Origin of the sequence: Archaeoglobus sp., assembly GCF_017656475.1 — an archaeon.
In the GTDB taxonomy this organism is placed as follows: Archaea; Halobacteriota; Archaeoglobi; order Archaeoglobales; family Archaeoglobaceae; genus Archaeoglobus.
The window spans coordinates 1-11,197 of sequence record NZ_JACDNT010000045.1 but is presented as its reverse complement, the minus strand read 5'-3'; the positions used below and the strand labels follow the sequence as shown (position 1 = coordinate 11,197).

Sequence of the window (11,197 nt, the reverse complement as noted above, 5' to 3'; positions counted from 1 at the left end):
GGAGAATGGATGAGAAGGGTGTGTCGCCAGTGATCGGCGTGATACTGATGGTGGCAATAACCGTTATACTGGCGGCAGTGATTGCGAGCTTTGTGTTCGGTATGGGGAGCAGTGTTAAGAAGACGTACAATGTGGCTGTCACGGCGCAGCAATTAGGCGATAATGTTACAGTTACATTGGTTGGCGGGCCTGATGTACAATCACTGCAATCTATAAGTGTTAACTGTACGGCTTCTGACGGAACAACTGACAGTGGTACATTAGACACAACTGTAGGTTCAACCATAACATTAAATTGTGGTACAGGTGGTGCAGACAGAGTTTTAGTTGTTGGTAAATTTAAAGACGGAACAGAACAAGTATTGCTTGATACTACAGTATAAATTTGCTGTTTAATTTTATTATTCCATTTTTCATTTTAAAGTTTATAAATAAATTTAGAATTTTTCACTCGTTTATGCTCAATATATCTCTCATCCATAAGTCCATGTGTTGCAAAGGCGGGAGTTAGGGACTGTCGCTTCTATCTTCCCCTTTTATCCCTTTCATCTACTTCCTTTCCGGAATTGCCAAAATCGACCACAAGATTCTGGCAAAACATTGCTCTCGTTCTACCGCTCTACGTCGCAACAACCGCAACCTTGGTATCCCTTTTTGTGGACTGTCACGCATACTTAACATACGCTTACATGTCTCTCTCTGCAGCCTCACTGCTCCCTCTCACATTCTTTGACAGGTTGAGCAACAATGCAAAGGCAGACCTTATCTCTCTTACTCTACTGCCGATCATACTCCTAATCCCTCTACAGAACCCTCGGCTACTTCAGTCTCTATGACATCCACTTCTGCCTGCCTCTGCTCAACCGGCTTATCGAGCTTTTGATCTGGCTAAAGGGTCTGCAAATTTAAAGCAACTGCTTTAAATCAAAACCTCTCAAACCAGATCAACCAGCGAAACCCTTTTCTCTGCCTGAGCATAATTAACCACATGCCAAAAATCATCGAGGCCGTGTATGAGAACGGAGTGTTCAAACCCCTCCAGAAGGTTGATCTGAAGGAAGAGAAGGAGTGATATATATTAACTTGGAAATTTAGGTTTGTAGGCACGATGCAGACGAAATCTATTTTTAATCCCGCGCGTAACAACTTGTATGTCGAAAATTATTGAGGTTATCTACGAAAATGGGGTGTTTAAACCCCTCGGAAAGGTGGATTTACCGGAGAATGTGAAGTTGAAGATCAAAATCGAGGAAAGCGGAGTTATTACCAAGGAATTCCTCCATGAGCTAAGAAGAAAACTTGAGGAGCTGCCAAAATCAGAACTAGATTTGGAAAAACTTGATGAGATTTACTATGAGGGAAAACTGCTTCATTGATACATCAGTCATCCTTAAAATCATAATCGAGAATAAAGTGGAGCTGCTGGAGGGATTGAGCAAATACACCTTACACACGTCAACTAACGTCTTGGAGGAAACGAGTTTCAAGATTATCATCACAAGCGTTTTAGAAGAGATGAACGTCGAGAGGGCCAACTTCTTCAAAGTTAAAGAGAAATTTGAAGAAGGTGTTGGTGGGAAAGTTATAATCGGAAGGTTGCACATCCTGAACTTCTTAAAAAGCAGATTTATTGTTCTACCGGTGGGTGATGCTATTTTCGATATTTCAAAGGAGATCATGAAGAAGTACAGACTCCTGTCCAATGACGCCTTAATAGCAGCAACCTGCAAACACTACGGCATCAGAAAGATCGCTACTTTTGACGAGGATTTTAAGAGAGTTGACTTCCTTGAAGTAGTTAAAATCTGAGGCGAAACCCTTTTCTGTGTCTACATCAAACTATGTATATGCCAAAGATAATCGAGGCCATATACGAGAACGGAGTGTTCAAACCTCTCCAGAAAGTGGAGTTGAAGGAAGGGGAGAAGGTCAGGATCAGAATAAGCGGTATTGTGAGAAAAACTAAAGGAATTGTTCCAGGTTACAAAATGGATGAGATAATTGAGGAGATAGAGAATGAAGGTGTTCTTTGACTCAAACATCTTTCTTCATCATCTTGCCGACACAAGTCAAAAAGCAACAGGGCTTCTTGAACGGGTTGAATCTGGTGAAATAGTTGGTTATATTAATGATGTAGTTGTTTCTGAAGTTATTTATGGATATCTCCGAGCTACCACAGAATTGAAACCTTACAAGCTCAGGAAAGAAATCTTAAAGGTGGATTTCGATCTCTCGCTGGTAAAGGAACTTCTTGATATATTCAATCTTCTTCCATGCAACGTTGGTTCTGGAGTTGTTGAAATAATTGAGAAATATCGACTTCTCCCAAACGATGCCCTGATAGCTGCAACATGCAAACAATCCGGCATAAAAAAGATTGCCACATTCGATGATGACTTTAAGCGTGTGGATTTTCTTGAAGTGGTTGAGGTTTAGATTTTCCTGCTGTTAATTCAAGCTCCTACAAAATGCTTCAATCTGTTAAAAGTATTGGACAGGTTTGTTGAACTCCTGATCTGGCTGAAGACCTGAACAAAACTCAAGCAAAAACCCTCTCCTCAAGCTTCCTGACCCTTCTCACCAAATCTTCTATAATCTCCTGCCTTGATCTCAACGCCACAATCTCCGCCTTAAGCTCCCCCAGTTCTCTCGTGTTCTCCTCCAGCCTTGTGGATAGGATGTCTATTCTTTTGTTTGTTTCGTCTATTCTATTATTCACATCATCTATTCTCGCTGTTAGTTCTTCTCTTACAGAATCTATCCTTTTGTTAGTTTCATCTATCCTCTCACTTAGTTCATGAGTTATTGTGTCAATTCTCTTATTCGTCTCATCAATCTTTGTACTCAACTCTTCTCTCACGCTGTCTATTCTCTTGTTTGTCTCATCCACTCTTGCCGTCAACTCCTCTCTCACGTCATCAATCCTCTTGTTTGTCTCATCAATCCTTGCAGTTAACTCTTCTCTTACGGCATCAATCCTCTTATTGGTTTCACTGATTCTTTCATCTAAGCTGTCCATCCTCCTCTCTAAGGAATCCATCCTCCTCTCCAGACCATCCAGCCTTTTATTCATTGTATCAATAGCAATTTTGAATCCTTCCAACTGCCCCCTGACCTCCGCCTTGAACTCTCTGAACTCATCTCTCATTGAACCAACCACCAGATCCCTGACCTTCTCTGCTATTTGCTGTGCATCCATAACTCTAATTCCCAAGGATTCTATTTATTGGTTTCGGGTGTATTGACTTTCAGTTGTTAGTACTATCCTTATAAGCTGAAGGGTTTTGCATCGTTTTGTAAGATCCACAGCCTACCAACGAAACCCTTTTCTTTGCTTGCACATAATTAACCATATGCCAAAAATAATCGAAGCCGTCTATGAGAACGGTGTGTTCAAACCCCTCCAGAAGGTTGATTTGAAAGATTAAGAGAACGTCAGGAAGAAGACTGAAATCTGCAGCAACATTTTTATCCAGCTTTGCGAATTTGGAGGTATGGAGGTTATTGAAATCCTGAAAGAGATTAAGGAGAGGCTTGAGGAAATCGATAAGAGGCTGAGAAGGATGGAGGAAGAGCTTTTCGATGGGTTGAGCGAGAAAGAACTTGAAGAAATTAAAAGGGATATCGAAGCTTACGAGAGAGGGGAGCTCGAAACGATATCTTTGGAGGAGCTGAAGAAGGAGCTTGGAATCGAGGATGAAGTTTGAAGTCGTCTTGAAAAAGAGCGTTACCAAGGATCTGAAAAAGCTCAGCAAGTCCGACAGGATCAGAATTTTTAAAGCTCTCAAAAAGTTAGAAGATCCGTTCTCTTGACATTTGAAAACTCACGGGCATTGAAAACACGTATGCTGTTAGGATCGGAAATTTCAGGATCGTTTTCAAAATTTACTTTGATAGGAAGATCGTATTTGTTACCAGAATCGACAAAAGAGAAAGAGTTTACGACCGCTTATAAAAAGCTGAGAGATTCTCGAATTTGACGAAATCTTTTCCTCTGATTCAATCCGAAAGATATGTCGAAGATAATCGAAGCCACATATGAGAATAGTGCGTTCAAAACTCCTGGAAAAGGTGGTCTGAAGGGGGAAGAGGATTAGACTAAGATCTTCCTCTCCCGAAAAATTGCCAAAATCAACCGCAAGAGGTTCTGGCAAAACGTTGCTCTCGTTCTACCGCTCTACGTCGCAACAACCGCAACCTTGGTATCCCTTTTTGTGGACTGTCACGCATACTTAACATACGCTTACATGTCTCTTTCTGCAGCCATATTGCTTCCTCTCATATTCTTTGACCGGTTAAGCGAGAACACTAAAGCAGACGTTCTTTCACTCTCATTTCTACCCATAATTCTTTTAATCTCCGACAGAACCATCGGCTACTTCTCACCATACGACATCCACTTTTCCCTGCCCCTCAACCAATCATCGAGCTTCTCGTCTGGCTGAAAGGTGTGTGATTTTTGCATTAAGGCCTTCTTGGGGTTAAAGTCACCTCGTCTAAACATCTCCCAAACCCACAACCAACGAAACCTATTTCTATTTACAAGCAGAACTTAAACCAATGCCAATGATAATCTATTAATCTATTAGAACGAACTGTTCAGCCCGCCTTCAGAAGTTAATCTAAAGAATGAGTATTTTAGGATGAATACCTACGTTAAATTCCTGCAGCAACATTTTTATCCTATTGCAGAGAATTTGAAAATATGGAAGTTATTGAAATCCTCCGCAGAATTGAGAGGAAGCTTGAGGAGATTGACGAAAAGATAGAGAACTTCATGGGGTTCTGCGAGCTGGGTGAGGAAGAGCTTGAGCTGATAGATAAGGATATCGAGGCCTACGAGAAGGGAGAGCTTGAGCTGATAGACCTTGAAGATGTAAAGAGGATTCTGAATGTTTAAAGTTAAGCTACACAGAAGGGTCATCAAGTTTCTGCAGAAATTAAACGAGACCGATAGAAAAAGAATTTTCTTAGCTATTGAAAAGCTTGAAGATCCGTTTTCCCAGCCATACGAGAAAGTTAAGGGAAGGAAAGATCTCTATAAAATTCGTGTTGGAGATTACCGAATCATCTATCGTGTGGATAAAGAGAACAAAATCGTCTCAGTCCATCTTGTGGATAAAAGAGAAAGGGTTTACGACCGCCTATAACAGTTGTGGAGAAATCATCAAATTTGACGAAATCTTTTTTGATTCAACCCAAAAGATGTGCCAAAGGTAATCGGAGGTCAGTATGAGAATTGTGCATTCAAAACCTAGAAGATGTGGTCTAAAGAGAAGAGATTAAACTAAGATTCTCCACTCCGAAAAATTGCTGAAATCATTAACAAGAGGTTCTGGCAAAGTCTTGTTTCATTCTACCCTCTCCCCTCACGACTGCAATTTATAACTTTCCGTACTTTACATAAACCCATCTGCACTCTCCACTTGCCCTACTACCTCCTCCCAACGTTCTTTGACAGGTTGAGCAACAATGCAAAGACAGATGTTCTCTCCCTCTCAATCCTGCCCATCATCCTTTTAACCTCCGACAGAACCCTCGGCTATTCTCTCCATACGATAACCGCTTCTCTCCCCTCAACCGGCTCATCGAGTTTCTCGTGGGGTTGAAGAGGTGTACTGACTGCTGGCAAGATGGACATACGAAAAATCATTAATTGGACAAACTTTCAAACTTGAGTAAACGTTTTTAAAATTTTGAAATTATCAGAATACAATGAAACTCAGCGTTGTGGTGTGGAAAGAAGAAGACGTATTCGTGGTCAGAGAGGTGTTTACAGGAGTCACTACGCAAGGTGAGACGATAGAAGAAGCATTGAGAAACATAAAAGAAGCGGTTGAGCTATATCTTGAGGAGTTACCGGAATTAAAAAGCGAGTTAACGGAAAAGGAGATAATCGGGGTAATGAATGTCTAAGCTTCCAAAGATATCCGGGGAAGAGATGGTTAAAATTCTGGTTAAAAAATTTGGCTTTGAAGTAAGCAGGCAGAGAGGAAGCCATGTAACGCTGGTGAAGTACGAATCTGGTAGGAAAATTGTGACTGTAGTGCCGTTACATAAAGAACTTAAACCAGGAACAGTCTTAGGCATTCTAAAACTTGCAGAAATAAGTCGGGACGAATTTTTGAACGCCATTTCGTAAAATCACAGCCACAACGAAACACTTTTCTTTGCTTACACCCAATATACCATATGCCAAGGATAATCGAAGCTGTTTACGAGAACGGAGTGTTCAAGCCCCTCCAGAAGGTCGATCTGAAGGAGGGGGAGAAAGTCAGAATAAAAATAAGTGGTATCGTGAAAAAAACCAAGGGGATCATTCCGAGTTATAAAATAGAAGAGATAATTGAGGAGATAGAGAATGAAGGTGTTCTTTGACTCAAACGTCTTTCTTCACCACCTTGCCGGCACAGGCCAAAACGCAACAGAGCTTCTTGAAAGAGTTGAATCGGGTGAGATTGTCGGGTACATTAACGATGTAGTAATTTCTGAGGTTATTTATGGATATCTCCGAGCTACCACAGAATTGAAACCTTACAAGCTCAGGAAAGAAATCTTAAAGGTGGATTTCGATCTCTCGCTGGTAAAGGAACTTCTTGATATATTCAATCTTCTTCCATGCAACGTTGGTTCTGGAGTTGTAGAGGTGATCAAAAAGTATCGACTTCTACCGAACGATGCCTTAATAGCAGCAACATGCAAGCATTACGGCATTAAAAAGATAGCTACTTTCGATGATGACTTCAAGCGAGTGGACTTTCTAGAAGTGGTTGGAATTTGATGCCTATTTGTTAATCTCTGAATAACTCGGCTCTCGTAACACTTCTCTCTTCCCCTCCTCAACCGGCTCATCGAGCTTCTGTCTGGTTGAAGAGTTAATAATGAGATTACCTCAATTGAAACACGAGCATAATCAAAGAGGGAACATTTTAAATACTTGCCAAATAATTTTGAATATGGACATACAGACAATAAAACAAGCCGTTCGCGAAGTTCTTAGGGAAGAGTTGCCCAGTAATTTTAAAAGAGGTTATGCTGGACACAATACCATTTGATGAGCCAGAAGAGGATGAGAGGCCTTTTGTAGATGAGAAAATTAACGAAAAAGATTACGTAAGGCTTGAGGAAATATGAATGAAGCCCTCCTCCACAAAAGAGTTGTCAAGTTCCTCAACACTCTGAACGAAGATAGGAAATCCAAAGTTTTGGACGCTATAAGGTTACTGCAAAAATTTCCAATGGTAAGGTTTGACGTCAAGAAAATCGGTCCAAAAACCTTCAGACTTAGAAAAGGTGAAATAAGGATTATCTTCGATTTTGATAGCGAAACCGACAAAGTTTACGTTAAATTTGCCGAGTTCAGAGGAAGAGCCTACAAATAGACCTCCTGATTGAAATCTGCAATTTTAAAAATCAAACCAAACGTTCTTTGTGGTTGAGCAATGCAAAGGCAGACATTCTCTCCCTCTTAGTCCTGCCAATCATTATCTGATTTCCGACAGAATCCTCGGCTACGACATCCACTTATCCCTGCCCCTGCCCAACCGGCTCATCGAGCTTCTGATATCGCTAAACAACCTGTCCTAATAACATCCTGCAGAACCTAATCCCAATACTTTAAGGAAAGGATTAGCTGTTAAGGCCTTTTATTTATATGGTTACATGCTTATTCAGACAACCCTCGCTAAAGACCTGAAAAACTCAAGCAAAAACCTTATCCTCAAGCTTCCTGACTCTCCTCACGAGATCCTCTATAATCTCCTGCCTCGATCTCAGTGCTGCAATCTCTGCCTTCAGTTCTCCAAGCCCTCTTGTGTTCTCTTCGAGTCTTGTGGAGAGGATGTCTATTCTCTTGTTAGTTTCGTCGATCCTCTTGTTGGTCTCATCTATTCTCGCTGTTAGTTCATCTCTCACATAATCTATCTTTTTATTGGTCTCATCTATTCTTCTCTCCAGAGAATCCATTCTCCTCTCTATGGCGTCCATTCTCTTGTTCATCGTTTCAATAGCGAGCCTGAAACCCTCCAGCTGTCCCCTAACTTCTGCCTTGAACTCCCTGAACTCCTCCCTCATCGCACCCATTATCAGGTCTCTGACCTTCTCTGCTATCTGCTGTGCATCCATAAATCTAATTTTCAGGGATTTTATTTATCGTTTTCGTTGAATGAGACTATCCAACCAGATACTCTCTTCTGGCTGAAAGGTGTATGAAGTTTGTATTAAGACATCTTGGTGTTAAAGCCACATCGTCTAAGCATCTCCCAAACCCAAAACCAGCGAAACCTATTTCTATTTACGAGAGAACTTAAAACATGCCAAAGATAATCGAAGCCGTGTATGAGAACGGAGTGTTCAAACCCCTTGAGAAGGTTAATCTGAAGGAGGGGGAGAAGGTTAGGATCAGAATCGAGGAGGATGTTGTCGAATTAGCAAAAAGTTATGCCGGTGTAGGTGGATATAAGGGCAGACTATCCCAAGAAAAGCTCTACGGAGTCGAGGTGGATATTTTTGGATGATGTTTTCGTTGATAGCAGTACATTCGTAACTCATTGCATGGCTGGTGATTACACACTTGTTAAACTTATTGAAAAACACACACTTACGACCTCTCCAAATGTGATCGAAGAATCATTTTACAAATCGCTGTTCCTGAGAACTGAGGCGGTATTCGGTAAAGCCAACAAATATACCCTGAAAGACAAATATCTGAAGCATCGAAAATCTTACGAGGTAATTTTTAGGTACTACTACCATTTCATTGGAGAGCTGGTTGAGAGAGGTGTTTTGAAGGTTCTTCCAGTTACTTACGATATAATTAACGCCTCGATTGAGATTTCGTGGAAGTACGGTCTCCTCCCAAACGATGCCTTAATAGCAGCAACATGCAAACATTATGGCATCAAAAAGATAGCTACTTTCGATGATGACTTCACGAGGGTTGACTTTCTCGAGGTGATTGGGGTTTAGACTTCCAACCTCCGACAGAACCCTCGGCTACGACATCCACTTCTCCCTGCCCCTTCTCAACCAGCTCATCGAGCTTCTCGTGTGGCTGAAATCTTTGCAATTTTAAGCTTTTATCTCAAAACTGTTTTCCACTAACGCAACTTGGAAAATCTGCCAGGATTCGAATTAGAGCCTCTTGTAAACCCTTCCTCTTTTATCAACCTTCAAAACCCATACCTCTTGTAAACCTGTGTGTATCTCATAGATTATTCTGAAATCACCGACCCTTATGGAGTACGTGTTCTTTCGACCCTTAATTTTCTTTCCAAGATATGGGTCTATTTCGAGGCTCCTCAGTCTTATCAATAACCTTTCTTTCTCTTCTTTTTGAAGTCTTTGTATGTATTTGGCAACATCTCTGTCAAGAAAAACTTTCATAGCAAGTCTTCGAGAGGAACTCTGTCATTCCTCATTCTTCTGCTGACCCTATCAAGTTCATCTATTTCTTCTGGTTTAAGTTCTTCTTCAAGCAGTTCAAGTATTCTGTCGAGTTTCGATTCTATCCTCTCAATTCTTTTCAAAAGTTCGGTCTCGTTCATATTGAAACCTCTACTACTTTATCATTAATAAATCTCTTGCCATCATAACTTGAAACTGTTCCCAGAAATAGTCGAGTAGGGGGAAATACTAAGAATTTGAAGTGTATGGATAACAGGTACAGATTTCAGAGAGAGAGGACAGGTGTTGTTGTCACTCTAGTGCTGTTCAGATTCAATAATCGGTAGCAGGAAGTGTATTTGAAGTTCTCCGAGGCATAAAATTACGGATATTAGACCGACTGAATGAAAACACAAAAGCAAGCGTTCTCTCTCAATCCTGTCCATCATCCTTTTAACCTCCGGCAGAACCTTCGGCTACTTCAGCCCCTACGACATCCACTTCTCCCTGCCATTGCTGGATCGGCTTATCGAGTTTTTGGTTAAAGGGGGATTAGATTGTCTCTCTTCATCATGTATCCAAAAAGATTAGCTTTTATTACTTTCCCTCTATTGTGGTTAGGAGATCGTAAACCCTTTTTCTATGGCCAAATGCAACTAAGATCACTTCTCTTTCAGAATCACTTACTTTGTAAACCAGTCTATATCTTCCTGCTACTCTCACTGATCTATAGCCAGATAAGGGGTGCCTCAATGGTTTTTCCTACTACAGGATTTTCGATTATCTTCTCAATCTTCTTTAATACCTCCTTAACAAGTTTTTCATCTTTTTTATATTTTTTAATATTTTTTTGAAAAGTACTTGTAAATTTTATTTTGTATATTACTCAAATAATTTCCTCCTAAGTTCTTCGATTGAACTTGTTTCTTCAACTCTTCCTTCATTGATGTCAGTTACGCTATCCTCAATTTGCCTCATGAGTTCCTTATCTGAGAGTATTTCCAGAGTCTCTATGAGTGCTTCTATTTCAAACAGCAATTTTTCAAAATCCTCCTTTTCCATAATTATTTTTCCACCAACTTCTCTTGTCCTCACAATTTCAATCATCTCTGCCACCGTTAAAAATTGTACTTGCTACTTAATAACTTTGCCCCCCAGAAATGCTTACTGTTCGAGATCTTTACAATGGCTTCATTCACTTTAATAAAACACCCAACCAGCTCAACGAAACACTTTTCTTTGCTTGCACCTAATTTACAACATGCCAAAGATAATCGAAGCCATCTACGAGAGTGGCGTGTTCAAACCTCTCGAAAAGGTTGATCTGAAGGAGGGATAGAAATTCAGGCTCGTACTTTAGGGAGAATGTAACGATCTAAGGGGAAAATACGGAAGAAGAAAAATCGATGTGATAAAACTCAACGAGATTCATGACAGAAGAAACCATTTTTCTCGGTAGCTCGGTATTCATAGCTTTTTCGTAAATGGAATTGATGTATTCAAAAATCTCGGAAACTGCAGACTTGTAACATCCACAAACGTAATTGAAGAGGTACCGTACATCATAGTAAAAGAGAGTGCTAGAGAGCGAATATGGAGAAACATATCTTTAAAGATTTTTTGTTTTAAGACTTCTGATGATTTAAGTCGACCCTCTTGCCGCTTCATTCAAGCTGTCTTTATCCAATAACACGCCTAATAAATAAATGGTGGAAATTATCTCTATTTACGAGTATTACTATTTTCTAAATTTTGGTTCGGACCTGTCCACTTAACACAAACACCACCTCAATCGGTTGTAGTACAGCATAAA

Annotated in this window: 23 protein-coding genes and 3 pseudogenes; 19 read left to right on the top strand and 7 right to left on the bottom strand. The window is 40.4% G+C overall.

Annotation, left to right across the window (positions count from 1 at the left end):
* The 6 genes and pseudogenes from H0Z19_RS10335 to H0Z19_RS10310 form a co-directional block, all read left to right on the top strand.
* The coding region (locus tag H0Z19_RS10335) for a type IV pilin N-terminal domain-containing protein (RefSeq protein WP_290726361.1) at positions 1-383 on the top strand (383 nt) is incomplete at its 5' end.
* A gap of 605 nt (positions 384-988) precedes the next feature.
* Positions 989-1,060: pseudogene (locus tag H0Z19_RS10330) on the top strand (antitoxin family protein); the annotation flags it as partial.
* Positions 1,061-1,151: 91 nt separating this feature from the next.
* Positions 1,152-1,376 (top strand): antitoxin family protein, encoded by a 225-nt coding sequence (locus H0Z19_RS10325; protein ID WP_290726359.1) that lies wholly within the window; start codon positions 1,152-1,154, stop codon positions 1,374-1,376.
* Complete coding sequence (locus H0Z19_RS10320; protein WP_290726357.1) at positions 1,354-1,809, top strand: type II toxin-antitoxin system VapC family toxin; 456 nt, start codon at positions 1,354-1,356, stop codon at positions 1,807-1,809. The genes H0Z19_RS10325 and H0Z19_RS10320 overlap by 23 nt, the downstream gene beginning before the upstream one ends.
* A gap of 38 nt (positions 1,810-1,847) precedes the next feature.
* On the top strand, positions 1,848-2,033 hold the full coding sequence (locus H0Z19_RS10315) for an antitoxin family protein (RefSeq protein ID WP_290726355.1): 186 nt from the start codon (positions 1,848-1,850) through the stop codon (positions 2,031-2,033).
* Positions 2,017-2,436, top strand: a complete 420-nt coding sequence (locus tag H0Z19_RS10310) for a type II toxin-antitoxin system VapC family toxin (RefSeq protein WP_290726353.1) — start codon at positions 2,017-2,019, stop codon at positions 2,434-2,436. Before H0Z19_RS10315 ends, H0Z19_RS10310 begins: the two co-directional genes overlap by 17 nt.
* Positions 2,437-2,539: 103 nt before the next feature.
* Here the strand turns inward: H0Z19_RS10310 and H0Z19_RS10305 are convergent, their stop codons facing one another.
* The gene (locus H0Z19_RS10305; protein WP_290726351.1) at positions 2,540-3,199 is read right to left on the bottom strand and encodes a hypothetical protein; all 660 of its coding nucleotides are present in this window, start codon (positions 3,197-3,199) and stop codon (positions 2,540-2,542) included.
* 154 nt (positions 3,200-3,353) lie between these two features.
* On the opposite strand from H0Z19_RS10305, the pseudogene H0Z19_RS10300 reads away from it, so the two are divergent.
* Positions 3,354-3,425 (top strand): annotated as a pseudogene (locus H0Z19_RS10300) (antitoxin family protein); the annotation flags it as partial.
* 69 nt (positions 3,426-3,494) lie between these two features.
* Positions 3,495-3,707, top strand: coding sequence for a hypothetical protein (locus tag H0Z19_RS10295; RefSeq protein ID WP_290726349.1), 213 nt, complete (start codon positions 3,495-3,497; stop codon positions 3,705-3,707).
* 668 nt (positions 3,708-4,375) lie between these two features.
* On the opposite strand, the gene H0Z19_RS10290 is transcribed toward H0Z19_RS10295, so the two are convergent.
* Positions 4,376-4,504: a hypothetical protein gene (locus H0Z19_RS10290; RefSeq protein WP_290726347.1), complete on the bottom strand. Its 129-nt coding sequence runs from the start codon at positions 4,502-4,504 to the stop codon at positions 4,376-4,378.
* A gap of 201 nt (positions 4,505-4,705) precedes the next feature.
* On the opposite strand from H0Z19_RS10290, the gene H0Z19_RS10285 reads away from it, so the two are divergent.
* The 8 genes from H0Z19_RS10285 (at position 4,706) to H0Z19_RS10250 (ending at position 7,382) form a co-directional block, all read left to right on the top strand.
* The gene (locus tag H0Z19_RS10285; protein ID WP_290726345.1) at positions 4,706-4,900 is read left to right on the top strand and encodes a hypothetical protein; all 195 of its coding nucleotides are present in this window, start codon (positions 4,706-4,708) and stop codon (positions 4,898-4,900) included.
* Positions 4,893-5,150, top strand: coding sequence for a type II toxin-antitoxin system RelE/ParE family toxin (locus tag H0Z19_RS10280; protein ID WP_290726343.1), 258 nt, complete (start codon positions 4,893-4,895; stop codon positions 5,148-5,150). Before H0Z19_RS10285 ends, H0Z19_RS10280 begins: the two co-directional genes overlap by 8 nt.
* 276 nt (positions 5,151-5,426) lie before the next feature.
* The gene (locus H0Z19_RS10275) at positions 5,427-5,609 is read left to right on the top strand and encodes a hypothetical protein (RefSeq protein ID WP_290726341.1); all 183 of its coding nucleotides are present in this window, start codon (positions 5,427-5,429) and stop codon (positions 5,607-5,609) included.
* 106 nt (positions 5,610-5,715) lie between these two features.
* Positions 5,716-5,916 (top strand): type II toxin-antitoxin system HicB family antitoxin, encoded by a 201-nt coding sequence (locus H0Z19_RS10270; protein ID WP_290726339.1) that lies wholly within the window; start codon positions 5,716-5,718, stop codon positions 5,914-5,916.
* Entirely contained in the window at positions 5,909-6,142 is a 234-nt protein-coding gene (locus tag H0Z19_RS10265; RefSeq protein ID WP_290726337.1) for a type II toxin-antitoxin system HicA family toxin, read from the top strand. The genes H0Z19_RS10270 and H0Z19_RS10265 overlap by 8 nt, the downstream gene beginning before the upstream one ends.
* A gap of 50 nt (positions 6,143-6,192) precedes the next feature.
* Complete coding sequence (locus H0Z19_RS10260) at positions 6,193-6,378, top strand: antitoxin family protein (RefSeq protein ID WP_290726335.1); 186 nt, start codon at positions 6,193-6,195, stop codon at positions 6,376-6,378.
* Positions 6,362-6,781 (top strand): type II toxin-antitoxin system VapC family toxin, encoded by a 420-nt coding sequence (locus H0Z19_RS10255; protein ID WP_290726333.1) that lies wholly within the window; start codon positions 6,362-6,364, stop codon positions 6,779-6,781. Before H0Z19_RS10260 ends, H0Z19_RS10255 begins: the two co-directional genes overlap by 17 nt.
* A gap of 349 nt (positions 6,782-7,130) precedes the next feature.
* A complete protein-coding gene (locus tag H0Z19_RS10250) occupies positions 7,131-7,382 on the top strand; it encodes a type II toxin-antitoxin system RelE/ParE family toxin (RefSeq protein WP_290726332.1) in 252 nt (83 codons plus the stop codon).
* Between the two features lie 319 nt (positions 7,383-7,701).
* On the opposite strand, the gene H0Z19_RS10245 is transcribed toward H0Z19_RS10250, so the two are convergent.
* Positions 7,702-8,124, bottom strand: coding sequence for a hypothetical protein (locus tag H0Z19_RS10245; protein WP_290726330.1), 423 nt, complete (start codon positions 8,122-8,124; stop codon positions 7,702-7,704).
* Positions 8,125-8,312: 188 nt separating this feature from the next.
* On the opposite strand from H0Z19_RS10245, the gene H0Z19_RS10240 reads away from it, so the two are divergent.
* Entirely contained in the window at positions 8,313-8,516 is a 204-nt protein-coding gene (locus H0Z19_RS10240; RefSeq protein ID WP_290726329.1) for an antitoxin family protein, read from the top strand.
* The gene (locus H0Z19_RS10235; protein WP_290726327.1) at positions 8,509-8,967 is read left to right on the top strand and encodes a type II toxin-antitoxin system VapC family toxin; all 459 of its coding nucleotides are present in this window, start codon (positions 8,509-8,511) and stop codon (positions 8,965-8,967) included. Before H0Z19_RS10240 ends, H0Z19_RS10235 begins: the two co-directional genes overlap by 8 nt.
* Positions 8,968-9,132: 165 nt before the next feature.
* Here H0Z19_RS10235 and H0Z19_RS10230 read toward each other — a convergent pair whose 3' ends face one another.
* From H0Z19_RS10230 to H0Z19_RS10220, 4 genes are all read right to left on the bottom strand, one after another.
* Positions 9,133-9,384: a type II toxin-antitoxin system RelE/ParE family toxin gene (locus H0Z19_RS10230; RefSeq protein ID WP_290726326.1), complete on the bottom strand. Its 252-nt coding sequence runs from the start codon at positions 9,382-9,384 to the stop codon at positions 9,133-9,135.
* Positions 9,381-9,545, bottom strand: coding sequence for a hypothetical protein (locus tag H0Z19_RS10225; RefSeq protein ID WP_290726324.1), 165 nt, complete (start codon positions 9,543-9,545; stop codon positions 9,381-9,383). Before H0Z19_RS10225 ends, H0Z19_RS10230 begins: the two co-directional genes overlap by 4 nt.
* A 436-nt stretch (positions 9,546-9,981) precedes the next feature.
* Entirely contained in the window at positions 9,982-10,137 is a 156-nt protein-coding gene (locus tag H0Z19_RS12075) for a type II toxin-antitoxin system RelE/ParE family toxin (protein WP_365892710.1), read from the bottom strand.
* Positions 10,138-10,266: 129 nt separating this feature from the next.
* Positions 10,267-10,500, bottom strand: coding sequence for a hypothetical protein (locus H0Z19_RS10220; RefSeq protein ID WP_290726322.1), 234 nt, complete (start codon positions 10,498-10,500; stop codon positions 10,267-10,269).
* A 145-nt stretch (positions 10,501-10,645) separates the two neighbouring features.
* Here H0Z19_RS10220 and H0Z19_RS10215 point away from each other — a divergent pair.
* Positions 10,646-10,720: pseudogene (locus tag H0Z19_RS10215) on the top strand (antitoxin family protein); the annotation flags it as partial.
* Positions 10,721-11,197: the final 477 nt, after the last annotated feature.